This is a genomic window from Neobacillus sp. DZ-9 (assembly GCF_059587065.1).
This window is the reverse complement of record NZ_JCAIOL010000019.1, coordinates 1-16,210: the sequence shown is the minus strand read 5'-3', so window position 1 is coordinate 16,210 and position 16,210 is coordinate 1. Positions and strand designations below refer to the sequence as shown.

Genomic DNA, 16,210 nt, shown 5'->3' with positions numbered 1-16,210 from the left:
AACAAATATAAGGGAAACAATGGAAACAACAAAACATCTCCCATGTCAATGAGAGATGTAAGCCTTGGACAACCCAACCAAAGAGTTGTTTTAATTTTTTTATCCCAATTCTTTAGCAATCGCCCGGCCGGCTACTCTTCCTGAAAACAAGCAGCCGCCTACGAAGGTACCTTCCAGGGAACGGTAACCATGTACTCCGCCACCGCCAAAGCCTGATGCTTCCCCAGCAGCATACAATCCCGGGATGGATTCTCCCGCAGCATTTAGGACCCTTCCGGATAAATCGGTTTGTAGTCCGCCTAATGTTTTTCGACTTAAGATATGCAGGCGGACCGCAATCAAAGGTCCGTTCTTTGGATCCAGAATTTTATGAGGTGTGGCGACACGAATTAATTTATCCCCGAGATAATTACGCGCACCACGGATGGCCGTTATTTGGAGATCTTTTGTAAATGTATTTTCCAATTCACGATCTCGCGCCTTTATTTGCCGCTCGATCTCTGCCAGTTCCAACAGATTATCACCTGTTAGTTTATTCATACCAGTTACCAAATCGGCCAAATTATCCGCAATAATAAAATCCTCGCCCTTGTCCATAAAAGCTTTTACCGGGCCAGGGGCACCAGGTAAAGCTCTTCCCAATACTTTGCGAATACTTTTTCCGGTTATATCCGGATTTTGCTCTGATCCGGAGAGGGCGAATTCTTTTTCAATAATTTTTTGTGTCAAAATAAACCAGGAATAATCGTAACCTGTCTTTTGAATGGCATCGAGTGTACCCAATGTATCGAAGCCTGGGAAATTAGGTGCAGAGAAGCGCCGGCCGCGAGCATCCAGCCAAATGGAGGATGGCCCTGGGAGAATTCGAATACCATGATTGGTCCAGACTGGATTCCAATTTTGGATTCCCTCCGTATAGTGCCACATGCGATCCCGATTGACAATTCTTCCCCCTGCCTCTTCGGTAATAGAGAGCATCCGGCCATCCACGTGTGCCGGTACGCCAGAAATCATATGTTTTGGGGGCTCTCCCAATCGACTCGGCCAATTTTTACGAACAAGATCGTGGTTTCCGCCTATCCCGCCACTCGAGACTAACACCGATTGTGCACGATATTCAAAACCTCCTATAACGTCTCTGTTGCTATCCTCTCCGCGGGCAGCGGAGCTCGGAGCAAGAACAGAGCCACTCACACCAACAATTGCCCCATTACTATTAATAAGACCATCAACACGATGACGAGGGCGGAATTCCACCAATCCATTTTTCATGTGTTCCCTAACCCTTCGTTCAAATGGAGCAACAATGCCGGGGCCTGTTCCCCAGACAACATGGAACCGTGGGACTGAATTGCCATGTCCATCTGCAAGATATCCGCCACGTTCTGCCCATCCTACCACAGGAAAAAAACGCACTCCCATGTCGTAAAGCCAGGATCGTTTCTCCCCTGAAGCAAAATCCACATATGCCTCTGCCCATTTTAGCGCCCAGTAATCCTCGTCATTTTCCCGGTCGAAACCAGCCGTTCCTAACCAGTCCTGCCATGCCAATTCTTTGGAATCTTTTATTCCCATCCGGCGCTGCTCTGGCGTATCAACCAAGAATAAGCCGCCAAAAGACCACCACGCTTGTCCCCCCAATGAGGCTTCTGATTCTTGGTCTAAAAGCAACACTTTTTTACCTGCATCGGCAATTTCTGCCGTTGCTACTAAACCAGCTATTCCTGCTCCTACTACTATTACATCAAAATCCATGATATTATCCCCCCTGCCATTCATTCTTCAGTTTACCAATAATACATAATTTTCAGATATTTATATTTCAATGCTAGTATAAATTTGGAATCTATTAACAGTCAATATACACATTTAGAAAATGTTATTTTCCATTGTTTCCTTCATTGTTTATAATAGGCTAGAGGTGAAAAAATGGCACGTGAACGCAAATTTTCTAAAGATGATTTATTTCAAGCAACAGAAAAGCTGCTTCTCAAGCATGGCTATGAGGGATTTACATTTAGTCTTCTTGCTGATGATTTAGACGTATCACGGGGAGCACTTTATAAGTACTATGAAAATAGAGAAGAGTTAATTACCGACTTTATGCTATATGAAATGGAACATTTTCTTACCAAGTTAAAGGGAATAGAATTACTAGATGGGTTTGAGGCGCAGTTTGACTTTCTTTTAAATCTTATTTTCAGTTATTCAGACATTCAAAAAATGATTAAGATAGGCCAGCAGATTCCAGTTATGGTTAACAAACAAGTGAAAGAAAATAAGGAACAATTAGACAAGCTTCATTTAGAAATGTATCAATGTTTACAGAACTTCCTTAAGCTTGGGAAGGAAGAAAAGAAACTAAATCCGTCCATACCGGAAGCGCTCATTTTGGGATATATTTTTCAATCTGTCGCTATTCCAAATCGTTTTAATATCCCCCATTCTGTTTGGGTTCGTTCCATTAAAGAAATGATTTGCCACGGAATGTTCATAAAGAGATAAATTGACACATATGTTACTTTGAAAGATAATAATAGTGACATTAGTGTCAATTTATTTTTTCACTAAAGTAACAGATGTGTCACTTTAAATCTAAAAAAGGAAAGGGGTAACAGCAAATACATGAAGTTATTCTTACAAGCTATTACCGACTATGTTTCGACCAAAAAAGGAATGTGGATCACCCTTGCTGCCTGGTTCGTCATCACCATTGTTTTGGCTGTGTTTGCTCCAAATGCAAAGGACTACGAGGTATCGAGAATCGATTCCCTTCCTGATGATGTCCAATCTGCCATCGCACAAAAAAAGATGGATCAGTATTTTCCTAATAATGAAGGAACCCCTGCCATATTAGTCTTCCAATCTGGAGACGGTCAGATCACCTCAGCAAAGCTTGCAGAGGTTTTAGCTAAAATCGAAAACGAAAATATTAACGGGATTTCCCAAATCATCCCGTTAGCATCCCTGCCTCCACAAGCAGCCGCCAGTTTCTTTTCAGACGACAAGACGACGGCCATTATCCCTTTAACCTTTGACTCTTCTCTAGAAGCAAAGGATATGAAGCAATCCTTAGCACAAATAAAAAAAATTGCCGCTGATTCAACTGATATTAAGCTGTATGTTACTGGACCTGCAGGGATTGCTGCAGATTCTCTTGATCTTTTTTCGCGTGCAGATGTTGTCCTTATTTTATCTACAGTAGGTTTAATCCTTATTTTATTGATTGTGATTTATCGTTCACCGTTATTGGCCTTGATTCCACTCTTGGCAGCAGCTTTCGTCTATGAAGTGGTAATGCAGTTACTTGGGTTAATGGGTAAAGCGGGCCTAGCTTTGAGCAATCAAACCATTTCCATAATGTCAATTTTGTTATTTGCTGCGATGATCGATTATTCCTTATTTGTGTTTTCCCGTTATCGAGAAGAACTCACCCGTCATGAAAGCAAGTTCGATGCCATGAGAGCGGCAATGAGAGAAACTGGAATGCCGGTCTTCTTTTCCGGGGGAACTGTTTTAGCCGCAATGCTCGTATTGTTTTTTGCTCAATTAGGAGATGTCAAAAGCTTTGCCCCAACCTTTGCCACCACCATGGTTGTGATCATGATTGCATCCGTTACACTCGTTCCAGCTTTGTTTACTCTTTTCGGCAGGAGATCCTTCTGGCCTAAAATTCCGCGTGTTGAGGGGCAATCGGCCAAGAAACATATTCTTTGGGGCACAATCGGTCGTTTCGTTGTAAGGAAGCCCGGACTTTCCGTTTTTGTAATTGGTCTTTTCCTGCTGTTGTCTGCTAGTAATCTATTTAATTTGAAGTATGAGTTCGATACGCTGAAATCGTTCCCTAAGGATATGCCTTCCCGCCAGGGCTATGAAATCTTAGCTGATAAATTTGAGAGGGGTGAACTTGCCCCTACAACCGTCGTGTTTGAATCATCAAAACCAATTACTGCCGAAGAACAAGAAACATTACGTAATACACTTGCCAGGCAGCCAAGTGTTAGTAATGTCCGATTATCTGGATCTGCTAAGGACAAAACGGTAATTCAATATAGTTTAACGTTTCAAGGAAACCCATATTCTGCACAAACCTTGGATGCCTTAGAGAAAATCATAAGCCACGATAAACAAATCACCAGAGACAGTCACCTTAATGGGAAACTTTATTTTTCAGGGGAAACCGCTGTGAAAGTCGATGACCGTTCTACTAATAATAAGGATGTCATTATCATTGTTTTGATGGAAACGATTCTAATTTTTGCGATGTTAATCGTCTTAACAAGATCAGTTAAAATGCCGATTTACATGATGGGAACGATATTAATCTCGTTCTTTGCTGCATTGGGATTGGGCAAGTTTTTAAGCACCCTTTTCTTTGATATTGACACCATCAGTAACCGCGTACCTCTTTATGCCTTTGTTTTCTTGGTAGCGCTCGGCATTGATTACAATATTATGCTTATTTCAAGGTTCCAAGAAGAACGAGCCAAGCATTCTGTTAAAAAAGCAGTAGAAATTGCTGTCGCTAACACAGGCGGGGTCATCTCCTCTGCAGGAATTATTCTCGCTGCAACCTTTGCTGTTTTGATGACACAGCCCATCCAATTACTGTTTATTTTTGGCTTCATTGTCGCGGTGGGTATTTTGCTGGATACCTTTTTAATCAGAGGGATTTTATTACCTGGCTTAATCGTTTTATTAGAAAAGGACAAAGCGGCTAGCAGGAATAACTAGAATCCCCAAAAACGAGCTTGTTAGATTAAAATAACAAGCTCGTTTTTTTATAACACCTATTTTGCGGGACCCATTCCTTATTGTTCTAATGGTTCCTCAATTTCAGATTTGCTTAAAACACTTATATAATCGAGATTTATATCACTATTAATATAACTGCTGCCATTCACAGAGTTCATGATTCCTGCTTCTTGGTCTGATTTGTCAAATGGAATAAACCCGAAAAACAAATCATTATTATTTGGTAACACACTATTAATAAGCACATCGGAAATATTTGGATTTCCTGCTTGCTGCAATGATTTCATAATCGCTGACCATTCAACCGGCAGTCGTAATACACCATAGGACTTATCCGTGAGTGTTACCTTTTTCTCTAACTGGATCCTTGGTTCATACGTTTCGACTCCCTCAAACCCATGAAATCCTCTGTCACGAATAAAATAGAATTTCATATAGCTCACTTTGTCATCCGGGTGGGAATTCCACGCTATGTAAAACGTTGAAGGATCATTACTATTAATCTTCCAAAGACGCGGCTCCCCGGCATTATCAATAGAAAGCAACTTCCATTTATGCTCCCTCCAAGCCCAATAACTCACCCCATACCGGCCCTCTTCCGATACAAACGGAACGAACACATGCCGCTTATCAACATGAACCGTATCCTGAATGCTCTTAACGGCTGCTGTTGGAAAAACCTTATTCATTCTCTCAATCAATTGTTCATTCGCAGGAAAGGAGGAAGGTTTGGAAAAATTAAACCAATAAAACCAGGCTGCTGCCGCCAATACAATGACAACACCTACTAAACCAATCGAGACGAGTCTCTTGTTCAGCATGTTTATTCCTCTCCTTTCAGCAATGACTCATTGGAACGAAAATAAAGCTGCTTTTGAGGTGCTGAAACTAATATTCCCTTTCCATCCGCTTCTAAATAAATAATCGGCTTCAGGCCGCTTCCCCATTTAGACGTTGTTCCGAAAAGCTGATAGGGAAACCGTTCATTCTTTTTGGTTGATTGCTCATCCCTTATTTCCTGTTCTTGATACCATTGAATACCCTGAATTTTTTCTTGACTCATATTATGTAATTCTTTTAACAGAGTATCTGTATCTAAAACACGTTTTTTCCCAGAGGGATGGATACTCCTGATCGATGCATTCTCAACGTTAGACATATAAGTAGACAGCTCATTTTTAGGATATATAACATTTTGAACGGGTATCTCCATCAGTGCAGAGGCCAGAAAAATATAATTAGCCCAAAACCCCAGCCACGCGAACCGCCTATAAGTTTCCCAGCGCCCTTCCTTTCTTTTTAAAAATGCATACAAAATCCAAACACCAAGTGGCAGGATGGATATCTTAATCGGCGTATTCCACATTGACGGAAAATTAATCGAAAAAGAAAAAAGACCGACTAGCACACAAAAAAGAACCTTCCAGGCTTTTGGCTTCACTTGCTGTTTTTTCATCATTCGATAGGCAAGTATTGCAATAACATACCATGCTAAAATAAGCGTAATAATGGGAATAAGTTGAAATAAAAAAGCAAAATTATAATTAATGGTCATAGTTCAACCTCCTAATTTACATAATTCACCATTAATACACATATCCCTTTATTATGTTTTAACCAAATAAAAAAGAACCGAGAAAACGTACATAAAGCACGTTTCCCGATTCTTAAGAACAAATTACTCAACCGTTACAGACTTGGCAAGATTACGCGGCTTATCGACGTCGCAATCACGGTGCAAGGCTGCGTAGTAGGCAAGTATTTGTAATGGTATGACAGAGATAAGTGGTGTTAATAATTCATTTACTTCTGGAATGACGAAGCTGTCTTCGTCCATATTTAATCCCTTCATCGAAATGATGCATGGGTTGGCACCGCGTGCTACGACTTCCTTCACGTTACCGCGGATGCTTAAGTTTACACTTGCCTGAGTTGCAAGGGCAATAACTGGAGTACCATCTTCGATTAAAGCGATCGTACCGTGCTTTAATTCCCCGCCGGCAAATCCTTCTGCTTGAATATAAGAAATTTCTTTCAGTTTTAAGGCACCTTCTAAGCAGACGTAAAAGTCGATGCCGCGGCCGATGAAGAAGGCATTGCGTGTTACAGATAGGAATTCTCTTGTGATTACTTCAAGCAATTCTTTAGAGTCACAAAGGACTTCCATTGCGTTTGCCACCAAGCCAAGTTCATGAACAAGGTCAAAGTCAATTTCTAAACCGCGGCGTTTAGCTGTTACTTCAGCCATAATCGCAAGGACAGCCAATTGCGCTGTATATGCCTTTGTAGACGCAACCGCAATTTCAGGACCTGCATGCAGGAGCAATGTATAGTCTGCCTCACGAGAAAGCGTAGAACCAGGAACATTGGTGATTGTTAACGCAGGATAACCCATTTCTTTGACATTGACAAGAACGGCACGGCTGTCAGCTGTTTCACCGCTTTGTGAAATGAAGATAAACAATGGCTTTTCAGAAAGCAGCGGCATGTTGTAGCCAAATTCACTAGAGATATGAACTTCAACAGGGATTTTCGCCATTTTTTCAATGAACTGCTTCCCAACAAGTCCGGCATGATAAGAAGTACCTGCCGCAATAATGTAAAGGCGGTCGGCAGCATTTAACGCATCCACGATTTCTTGGTCAATCGATAATTCCCCTTGATCATTTTGATACGTTTGAATTATTTTACGCATCACAAGCGGCTGCTCATCAATTTCTTTTAGCATGTAATGAGGATACGTGCCTTTTTCAATGTCGCTGGCATCTAGTTCAGCCTTATATGGTGCACGGTTAATAACTTCACCGTTAAGGTTTTGAATTGTTACATCATCCTTTGTCACGATAACAATTTCTTTATCCATTATTTCAACGTACTGATCCGTTACTTGCAGCATCGCCATGGCATCACTCGCCACAACATTGAAGTCTGTACCTAAGCCAACTAGTAATGGGCTTTTATTTTTTGCTACATAGATGGTTTCATTATCTTCAGCATCTAAAAGTGCTAAAGCATAAGATCCATGTAAAAGAGTCAATGTTTTGCGGAATGCTTCTAAAACCTCTAAGCCTTCATTTGCAAAACGTTCAACCAACTGAACAATAACTTCTGTATCTGTTTCACTAACGAATGTTACGTCTGTTAGATATTCACGCTTTAAAAGATCATAGTTTTCGATTACACCATTATGCACAAGCGTAAAACGTCCAGATGCGCTTTGGTGCGGATGTGAATTCACCTTGCTTGGTACCCCGTGGGTAGCCCATCGAGTATGTCCAATACCGATTTTAGCCAAAATGCTCTCATCGACAATCGCACGCAAATCAGCAATTCGGCCCTTTTCTTTAAAAACATGAATTCCGTTCTCATTTTTCACAGCAATACCCGCTGAGTCGTACCCTCTATATTCAAGTTTTTCTAAACCTTTTAGTAAAATCTCTTTCGAGTCATTATTTCCAATATAACCAACAATTCCACACATTTTTTTTATCCTCCCTGATACAGGGGGCAAGAACGTTTTGGAGGCCCACCTTGCCCCCTTATCTCTGTTTTAGTCGGGTATCTGTCTATACCCTTTTAAACATTACTTTTAGTATGCGCATTTCCTTCTCTTTGTGCACAAAGTTACCTAAGTGTTTTAAAGTAGGAATTATCGGCCTTGCGTCACAGCCGGGAGGTATCCGCCGAAGTTTCGATAAACCTCCTCCTCGTCAACTAATCAACCGTCTCTCGATTAGTCCAGGCGCTTTAGTAAAACAGTTTCGCCCTCTGCCCACCTTTCTTTTTAAAAATGATAAAAAGGAACTTTGAATAAACAAAGCAAGTTAATACTACATGATTGGAGGCAACCCGTCAACTAATTACACAAAATATATTTTTTTCCATTTTTCATAAGGCCTTACATAATAAAATATGCATAAGGGAGTCGGAAGTTCCCTTATGCATATTAGACGATATCTCTATTCTTTTAGTTCCATTTCTGCTTTTACGACTGTGACAATGCGATCAACATACGATTCACAAAGCTCCTTTGTTGGAGCCTCGGCCATAACGCGGACTAATGGCTCGGTTCCGGACGGCCGAACAAGAATTCTCCCGTTTCCAGCCATTTCTTCTTCAACCTGTTCAATAATCTCTTTAACCTTTACATTATCGGTCACATGATGTTTGTCAGTCACTCTTACGTTTACAAGCTTTTGCGGGAATTTCTTCATTTCACCAGCAAGCTCTGACAATGGCTTCCCGGTTGCTTTCATGATATTCACTAATTGAAGCCCTGATAATAAACCATCGCCTGTTGTGTTATAGTCCAAGAAAATAATGTGGCCAGATTGTTCCCCGCCAAGATTAAAGCCGCTCTTCTTCATTTCCTCAACTACATAACGGTCGCCAACAGCGGTCGGAACGCTATGAATGCCATGTGTTTCAAGCGCTTTATAAAAGCCGAGATTACTCATAACGGTGGATACAACTGTTCCATGCTTTAAGCGTCCTTGTTCTTTTAGATATTTGCCGCAAATGTACATGATTTGGTCGCCATCGACGATTTCTCCCTTTTCATCGATCGCAATCAAGCGGTCCCCATCACCATCAAAGGAAAGTCCCACATCGGCCCCTTTTTCCTTCACTAAGGCTGCGAGTGCTTCTGGATGCGTTGAACCGACACCGGCATTGATATTTAATCCGTTAGGTGCAGCCCCCATCGTAGACAAATCTGCATCCAGATCAGCAAACAGGTGAGTTGCTAAAGAAGATGTCGCACCGTTCGCACAGTCCAGTGCAATATGGATTCCGGAGAAATCCTCATCCACTGTATTCTTCAAATATTGAAGGTACTTTTGTCCTCCTTCAAAATAATCCATGACCAAGCCTAAATCACCACCTACAGGTCTAGGCAACTGGTCTTCCGGCATATCGATAAGCTCCTCGATTTCAAATTCCTGGTCATCAGAAAGCTTAAAACCATCAGGGCCGAAAAATTTAATCCCGTTATCGGCTACTGGATTATGGGAAGCCGAAATCATGACCCCGGCTTGTGCTCCTAAAGCTTTCGTTAAATAAGCTACCCCTGGAGTCGAAATCACGCCAAGACGCATGACCTCCGCTCCAATTGACAGCAATCCTGCCACAAGGGCACCCTCGAGCATATGCCCTGAAATACGGGTATCACGGCCAATCAAAACCTTAGGCCGATCTTTATCCTTTGTTAAAACATATCCGCCAAATCGGCCTAATTTAAAGGCCAATTCCGGTGTCAATTCACTATTTGCTACTCCGCGTACCCCATCGGTACCAAAATATTTTCCCATTTTAAAAAATCGCTCCTTCAACAATTATTGCTAGGTATTAGGCATTTTTCGTAATTGTAATTTTTGCAGTCGCTTTATTAGGCTTCCAGTTGACATCGGCAGGGCCATCCACATGGATCGTCACTTCATGACTGCCTTCATCCAAATTGGATAAATCAATATATACATTAAAGTCCTCAGGCCTTAATCCATCTACCATCGAACTTGGTCCGTTTACGATCAGATTGATGATCTGATTGGAAGGGTCATTGATCTCCGCTATGTAAGAATCAGATAATCCCTGGATTTTTAACGGTATTCCCGAAACGGTTTTTTCCTCTTGCTTTTTCACCAAGACCGTTGCTTTTACCATTTGCGGTGTCACCTTCGTGATCCCATTTGAAATAATCACTGGAAGATTAAGGGTAGTGTTTTCAGTAATTTTACTGACATCCACTTCTACGCGGACACTTTCGGTGTCTTTAAGAATATCTTCCGGTCCAATAATCGTTGCTTCCTTCACATCCAAATCAATGGAATCAATCGTAATACCATCCTGAGGCGTTCCTTTTTTAATAATATTAATCGGAACAATTTTACTATTATTTTTTATTGGTATCGTCACTTTTACGGTTTCTGGTGCGACCACTGCGTCTAATTTATTCAAGTCTTTGTCAAGAACCTGTACACGGGCCTCTTTGGTGATCGTCTCTTTTAGTTTAGATTTTTCCTCTAGTGTTGCTTTGACAAAGGCAATTCGATCAATCACGCTTTTTGCACCGGTGATTTTTACTTTGTTTGGTTCGACAACCGGCTGTCCAGCTGAATAGCCTTCCTCCACTTGACTTGCATTAAATTCTGCTTCCACTTTAAATTCCTTTGTGATTTTTTCTTGAACATTCACGGTAACAGAAACAGGATTAATGGTGGCCTTTAGTTTATCTGATAAATCTTTTACTTTAAGCTTTACTTTTTGTTTCCCTATTTTAGCGTCTGTCAAATCCACATACACTTCAAAGTTTTTTAAGGCCTTTGTGGATTGGACATGGGTAATCGGCCCTTTAATTGTGATAGCCACCGTGTTTGGAATCCCCGAAACCACTAAATTCTCAGTATCATAATAGACATTTACGGGAATATCTTTAATCGTCGCAGAGGTCGTATTGCTTGGGACGTTAATATCCGTTAATTTATTTTCTTTGTTCGAAACAGTTGAATAAAGCAAAATGGCTAATAGTAATGCGAGAATTTTGATAAACCAGCGATTATCCATCAGCTTATCCATTATTTTTCCCCCTCCAGTTCCAACGAGCTGAAGAAGCTTGTTTAGTCTTGTTCGGTATCATCAATTCACTCGTGAGGAGTTCCTTAAATTCTTCTCCCTTTAAGTCCCGATGAAGTTCACCATTTTTCGTCAGTGAGATGCTACCTGTCTCTTCTGAAACAACGACGGTAATACTATCAGTTACTTCACTGATTCCTAATGCCGCCCGGTGCCGCGTTCCGAGCTCCTTTGAAATAAATGGGCTTTCCGATAAAGGAAGATAGCATGCCGCTGCTGCAACATTATTTCGTTGGATGATGACGGCCCCATCGTGGAGCGGTGTATTTGGGATGAAGATGTTAATCAAGAGCTCTGAAGAAATCTTCGAATTTAACTGAATACCTGTTTCTATGTAATCACCCATACCTGTTTCTCTTTCAATCGAGATTAAAGCCCCAATGCGGCGCTTGGCCATGTAGTCAGTTGCTTTAATAATCGCCTGAACAGCTTTTTCCTGATCATCATCATCAGGACTTGAACTTCTCGAGAAAAATTTTCCCCTTCCCAATTGCTCAAGGGCTCTGCGGAGTTCCGGCTGAAAAATGATAATAATCGCAAGAAACCCGTATGTTATGACTTGCTGCATCATCCAGCTTAAAGTGGATAAGCCAAAAAAATCACTGACTACTTTTACAAGAAGAATGACAAAAATCCCTTTAAGTAACTGAACCGCTTTGGTTCCTCTTATAATGTTAATCAGTTTGTATATGACATACCATACGAGGAGAATATCAACAATACTAGCTAAATACTTCCATATAGTAAAATCGGCAAACGGCATTGTTTTTCCTCCGTAATTTTCTTAAAAACGTATATATTTGGATACAACTTCATTATTATAGCACAAAACAAGCTTGTACTTATTATATGTATCTCTTTAAAAAAACAAATCACTCATAAACGAGTGATTTGTTTTTTTATTCGGTTTCAGACTTGTCAAAGATTTCGACGGTCTCCTGGACCGTTCTTTTCATATGATACCAAATCCAATCGAACACTTCGTTCACTTCATCAATTTGTCCTGTCACATGTCCGGCAGATGCCAGGTACTTTTCGCCATTTATGACGGTAACGTCCCCCTGGACTTCCCCTTCAATTTTCAAAGTCCCATTCCGAACGATAACATCGCCTTTGACGACCTCACCTTTAGGGACAATAACAGTATTATTTTTAACCACCAGGTTTTTTTGCTTCGATACCGAGAATTCCCGGTCCTGATTCCAGGTGGAAAATAAGCTTCCCACCATTAAAATAAGGAATAGTGAGGCTGCGGCGAGCATTGGGTGGTTTCTAACCCAGCGCCCCATCCAAACCTTCTTTTTCTCTTTAGGCAGACGCGCAAGGACATTGGCCGTGAAATCTGCCGGTGCCTGCATATTTGATATACTTTTAACGAAGGCTACTGTCTTTTTTAGTTCATTAAATATAGCCTCACACTCTTTACAGCTTTGAAAGTGCTCTCTTAAGATACGTTCTTTTTCTTGGTCAATTTCCTCGTCTAAATACTCGTGCATGAGATCGATGATATGTTCTGGACACATTTTTTGTTTCACCTCTTATCAAACATAACGTAATTGTTGTCTTAAAGCTTCCCGTCCTCGGTGAATTCTTGTTTTAACTGTCCCTAGAGGAAGATCAAGAATTTCACTAATTTCATTTAATGATAATTCTTCTACATATTTCAAAACGATCGCAGACCGATATTTTTCTGGCAGTTTTAATATTTCCTTCTGTACGGTTTCCTGCAACTCTAAGCTTTCCAGCTCTTTTTCTGGCAACGGAGTATTGGAAGGAATCTGGGAATACATCGTTAACCCTTCCGTTCCGGCCACCTCTGCATCTAAGTAATAATCAGGTTTCTTTTTACGCATTCGATCGATACATAAATTGGTGGCAATCCGAAAAAGCCAGGTGGAAAATTTCAACTCTTGGTTAAACGACTTTATATTCACATAGGCACGAATAAACGCCTCCTGTGCCACATCTTCGGCCTCATGCTTATTTCCAAACATCCGGAAACACAGCTGATAGACACTGTTTTTATAGATTTCAACGATCTCCCCAAATGCATCCTGATCGCCTTTTATTACTTGCTTTATTCTCTTTTTAACAATAGCTTCCATTAACGTTTCTCAGCTCCAATACGCTATACGTTCATACGAATCGTTAGCAAAAAAGTTTCGTTTTAAACGAAAAAACTTCTCCATACCTATAATATTAACAAAAATTTACCAAAAAGGCTCAAATACAAGTTTAAAGATTTTCCTGCTGGGGATAAAAGTAATAATACATAGGAAAGAGGTCATGTTTTACGTGGGAGAGGAACTATTAGCGGAAATTGAACGCTGCCGGATGGATATGGTACGACTTGCGTCTGTAAACTCGTTTGCCCATCACCAAGTGCTTGAAGCGAGCAGGAGGCTTGATTCCTTACTAAATGAATATACTCTATTATTGAAAAAATAAAGCAGCTGCATTGGCCGGGAATGCAACTGCTTTGTTTTTTATAGTAACTTTTCTCCGAATAATGAACCCATAAGACCAACCGCGATTTGTGCTGTTTTATTTTTTTCATCTAAAATAGGGTTTACTTCTACAAATTCTGCGGAGGTAATAATTTTTGCCTCTTCTAGCATTTCCATAGCCAAATGGCTTTCACGGTAACTGATACCACCCATAACCGGTGTTCCAACACCTGGGCATTCACTTGGATCTAATCCATCCAGGTCTAATGAAAGATGAACGCCATCTGTTCTTTCTTTCAGGTAGGCAATCGTTTCTTCCATGATGTGTGCCATACCTAAACGGTCGACTTCGTGCATCGTGTAAACTTTTATTCCAGTTTCTTTTATGAGGATTCTTTCACCTTCATCAAGGGATCTAGCCCCAATAATAACTACGTTCTCAGGCTTAACCTTTGGGAAGTAACCGCCTAGCTCCGTTAATTTCGGATGCCCTAATCCAATGCTGGCAGCTAAAGGCATGCCATGTATGTTTCCTGTTGGGCTTGTATCTGCTGTATTTAAATCACCATGGGCATCATACCAAATGACCCCTAGGTTATTATAGTGCTTCGCAACACCCGCTAAGGTTCCAATCGCAATGCTGTGGTCACCACCAAGTACAAGTGGGAATGAACCGGATTGGATTGCCTCATCTACTTTTTCTGCAAGCATGGATGTTTTTTCTGCGACTAGATCGAGATTCCGCAAATTTGATTCTTTATCAACAACGACTTCCGGTCTCCCGATTGGAATATCTCCTAGATCGTGGATTTCATCAAATAATGGCTTTAGTCTTTCATTAATGCCTGCATAACGGATTGCGCTTGGCCCCATATCTACACCTCGGCGCATTTGTCCTAAGTCCATTGGCATCCCAATAATTGAAAGTTTTTTTCCCATATTAAAATTCCTCCTACCCTTTTATATGTACTATTTTAACCGCTTTCAGTGGAATGACTCAACTCGACAAAATTATGTATATATATGCGTGGTTGTCGTCATTTCAATTAAGTTGATAATTGGAATGTTGAACAACCGTAAAACACCAAAACTAATCAAACGTTTAATTAGTTTTTTTGTTACTGGAAAAGAAGAAGTATAAAAAGAGAATTTCTCGATTGAAGACCATTATGGGACATTTAGGAGGGTAAATCTTTGGGATGTGTCTCATTAAATAGTTCTATTGGACATTACGAGGGAAAATCCTATAGGAAGAGTCCTATAGAAAGGCTCTATGGGACATTACGGGCATATTTCATCTTGAAAGTGTCTCATAGAAGGGCTCTATGGAACATTATGACGTATATCCCTGTTGAAAGTGTCCCATAGAAGGGCTCTATGGGACATTACGACGTATATCCCTATTGAAAGTGTCCCATAGAAAGGCTCTATGGGACATTACGGGCATATATCCTATTGGAAGTGTCTCATAGGAGAACTCTATAGAACAAATAATCCGATGAAGTCGGAAAACTGTCAGAACCAACCATACTTTTCTTATTTTCCTGTAGGATTTAGATGTGCATGGACGCGATGAAGGACATTTCACCAGCTTTCTTGGCGAGTTTTGTCCTTCATAGAGCTATATATTTTATTCCATAAAAAAAGCCTAGAATCAGTAAGATTCAAGGCAAAGTTTTATATGTAGTGTGATGGTGGAGTCTAGGGGGATCGAACCCCTGACCTCCTGCGTGCAAAGCAGGCGCTCTCCCAGCTGAGCTAAGACCCCATTAAATTTGGAGCGGAAGACGGGATTCGAACCCGCGACCCCCACCTTGGCAAGGTGGTGTTCTACCACTGAACTACTTCCGCATTTTCATAATTAAAAACCCAAGAAAGTGGAAATCTAGGGTTTAAATATAAGAATGAGCCATGAAGGACTCGAACCTTCGACCCTCTGATTAAAAGTCAGATGCTCTACCGACTGAGCTAATGGCTCTCTGGCTGGGCTAGCTGGATTTGAACCAACGCATGTCGCAGTCAAAGTGCGATGCCTTACCGCTTGGCTATAGCCCAATAATGATGTGATAATATCTAGTATGACCAACTTTTTTAAAAATATAATGGTGGAGGGGGACGGATTCGAACCGCCGAACCCGGAGGGAGCGGATTTACAGTCCGCCGCGTTTAGCCACTTCGCTACCCCTCCATATTAATTTTTTTAAAAAAAGTGCCGGCGAGAGGACTTGAACCCCCAACCTACTGATTACAAGTCAGTTGCTCTACCAATTGAGCTACCCCGGCATAGGTTTACATAATAAAATTATGGTGGAGGATGACGGGATCGAACCGCCGACCCTCTGCTTGTAAGGCAGATGCTCTCCCAGCTGAGCTAATCC

13 protein-coding genes and 6 tRNA genes are annotated in these 16,210 nt (G+C 41.1%); 3 read left to right on the top strand and 16 right to left on the bottom strand.

The window, feature by feature from the left end; all coding sequences use genetic code 11:
• Positions 1–99 precede the first annotated feature (99 nt).
• Entirely contained in the window at positions 100–1,755 is a 1,656-nt protein-coding gene (locus AC59HZ_RS29425; protein ID WP_496549284.1) for an FAD-binding dehydrogenase, read from the bottom strand.
• A 174-nt stretch (positions 1,756–1,929) separates the two neighbouring features.
• Here AC59HZ_RS29425 and AC59HZ_RS29420 point away from each other — a divergent pair, with 174 nt between their 5' ends.
• Together AC59HZ_RS29420 and AC59HZ_RS29415 are read left to right on the top strand one after the other, a co-directional pair.
• Positions 1,930–2,505 (top strand): TetR/AcrR family transcriptional regulator, encoded by a 576-nt coding sequence (locus AC59HZ_RS29420; protein ID WP_496549283.1) that lies wholly within the window; start codon positions 1,930–1,932, stop codon positions 2,503–2,505.
• A gap of 120 nt (positions 2,506–2,625) precedes the next feature.
• Complete coding sequence (locus AC59HZ_RS29415; RefSeq protein ID WP_496549282.1) at positions 2,626–4,734, top strand: MMPL family transporter; 2,109 nt, start codon at positions 2,626–2,628, stop codon at positions 4,732–4,734.
• A gap of 77 nt (positions 4,735–4,811) precedes the next feature.
• Here the strand turns inward: AC59HZ_RS29415 and AC59HZ_RS29410 are convergent, their stop codons facing one another.
• From AC59HZ_RS29410 to sigW, 8 genes are all read right to left on the bottom strand, one after another.
• Entirely contained in the window at positions 4,812–5,576 is a 765-nt protein-coding gene (locus AC59HZ_RS29410) for a hypothetical protein (RefSeq protein WP_496549281.1), read from the bottom strand.
• Positions 5,577–5,578: 2 nt separating this feature from the next.
• Complete coding sequence (locus AC59HZ_RS29405) at positions 5,579–6,310, bottom strand: hypothetical protein (RefSeq protein ID WP_496549280.1); 732 nt, start codon at positions 6,308–6,310, stop codon at positions 5,579–5,581.
• A 123-nt stretch (positions 6,311–6,433) separates the two neighbouring features.
• Complete coding sequence (gene glmS, locus AC59HZ_RS29400) at positions 6,434–8,236, bottom strand: glutamine--fructose-6-phosphate transaminase (isomerizing) (RefSeq protein WP_496549279.1); 1,803 nt, start codon at positions 8,234–8,236, stop codon at positions 6,434–6,436.
• 478 nt (positions 8,237–8,714) lie between these two features.
• Positions 8,715–10,064 carry a phosphoglucosamine mutase gene (glmM, locus tag AC59HZ_RS29395; RefSeq protein ID WP_496549278.1) on the bottom strand — a complete coding sequence of 450 codons (1,350 nt, stop codon included), beginning with the start codon at positions 10,062–10,064 and terminating at the stop codon, positions 8,715–8,717.
• Between the two features lie 37 nt (positions 10,065–10,101).
• Entirely contained in the window at positions 10,102–11,328 is a 1,227-nt protein-coding gene (locus tag AC59HZ_RS29390) for a CdaR family protein (protein ID WP_496549277.1), read from the bottom strand.
• Entirely contained in the window at positions 11,321–12,148 is an 828-nt protein-coding gene (gene cdaA, locus AC59HZ_RS29385) for a diadenylate cyclase CdaA (RefSeq protein WP_496549276.1), read from the bottom strand. The genes AC59HZ_RS29390 and cdaA overlap by 8 nt, the downstream gene beginning before the upstream one ends.
• Before the next feature lie 136 nt (positions 12,149–12,284).
• On the bottom strand, positions 12,285–12,908 hold the full coding sequence (locus AC59HZ_RS29380) for a zf-HC2 domain-containing protein (protein WP_496549275.1): 624 nt from the start codon (positions 12,906–12,908) through the stop codon (positions 12,285–12,287).
• Between the two features lie 18 nt (positions 12,909–12,926).
• Entirely contained in the window at positions 12,927–13,490 is a 564-nt protein-coding gene (sigW, locus tag AC59HZ_RS29375; protein ID WP_496549274.1) for an RNA polymerase sigma factor SigW, read from the bottom strand.
• 181 nt (positions 13,491–13,671) lie between these two features.
• Between sigW and AC59HZ_RS29370 the strand changes: the two genes are divergently transcribed.
• Positions 13,672–13,833: an aspartyl-phosphate phosphatase Spo0E family protein gene (locus AC59HZ_RS29370; RefSeq protein WP_496549273.1), complete on the top strand. Its 162-nt coding sequence runs from the start codon at positions 13,672–13,674 to the stop codon at positions 13,831–13,833.
• Positions 13,834–13,871: 38 nt separating this feature from the next.
• On the opposite strand, the gene rocF is transcribed toward AC59HZ_RS29370, so the two are convergent.
• The 7 genes from rocF to AC59HZ_RS29335 all read right to left on the bottom strand — a co-directional run bounded on the left by rocF (position 13,872) and on the right by AC59HZ_RS29335 (position 16,115).
• Complete coding sequence (gene rocF / locus AC59HZ_RS29365; RefSeq protein WP_496549272.1) at positions 13,872–14,771, bottom strand: arginase; 900 nt, start codon at positions 14,769–14,771, stop codon at positions 13,872–13,874.
• A gap of 753 nt (positions 14,772–15,524) precedes the next feature.
• Positions 15,525–15,600: transfer RNA gene (locus AC59HZ_RS29360), tRNA-Ala, on the bottom strand.
• 8 nt (positions 15,601–15,608) lie between these two features.
• Positions 15,609–15,683, bottom strand: a tRNA-Gly gene (locus AC59HZ_RS29355).
• A 54-nt stretch (positions 15,684–15,737) separates the two neighbouring features.
• Positions 15,738–15,810 (bottom strand) — tRNA-Lys (locus AC59HZ_RS29350).
• Positions 15,811–15,812: 2 nt separating this feature from the next.
• A tRNA-Gln gene (locus tag AC59HZ_RS29345) sits at positions 15,813–15,887 on the bottom strand.
• A 48-nt stretch (positions 15,888–15,935) separates the two neighbouring features.
• Positions 15,936–16,020, bottom strand: a tRNA-Tyr gene (locus tag AC59HZ_RS29340).
• 22 nt (positions 16,021–16,042) lie between these two features.
• A tRNA-Thr gene (locus AC59HZ_RS29335) sits at positions 16,043–16,115 on the bottom strand.
• Between the last annotated feature and the right edge of the window lie 95 nt (positions 16,116–16,210).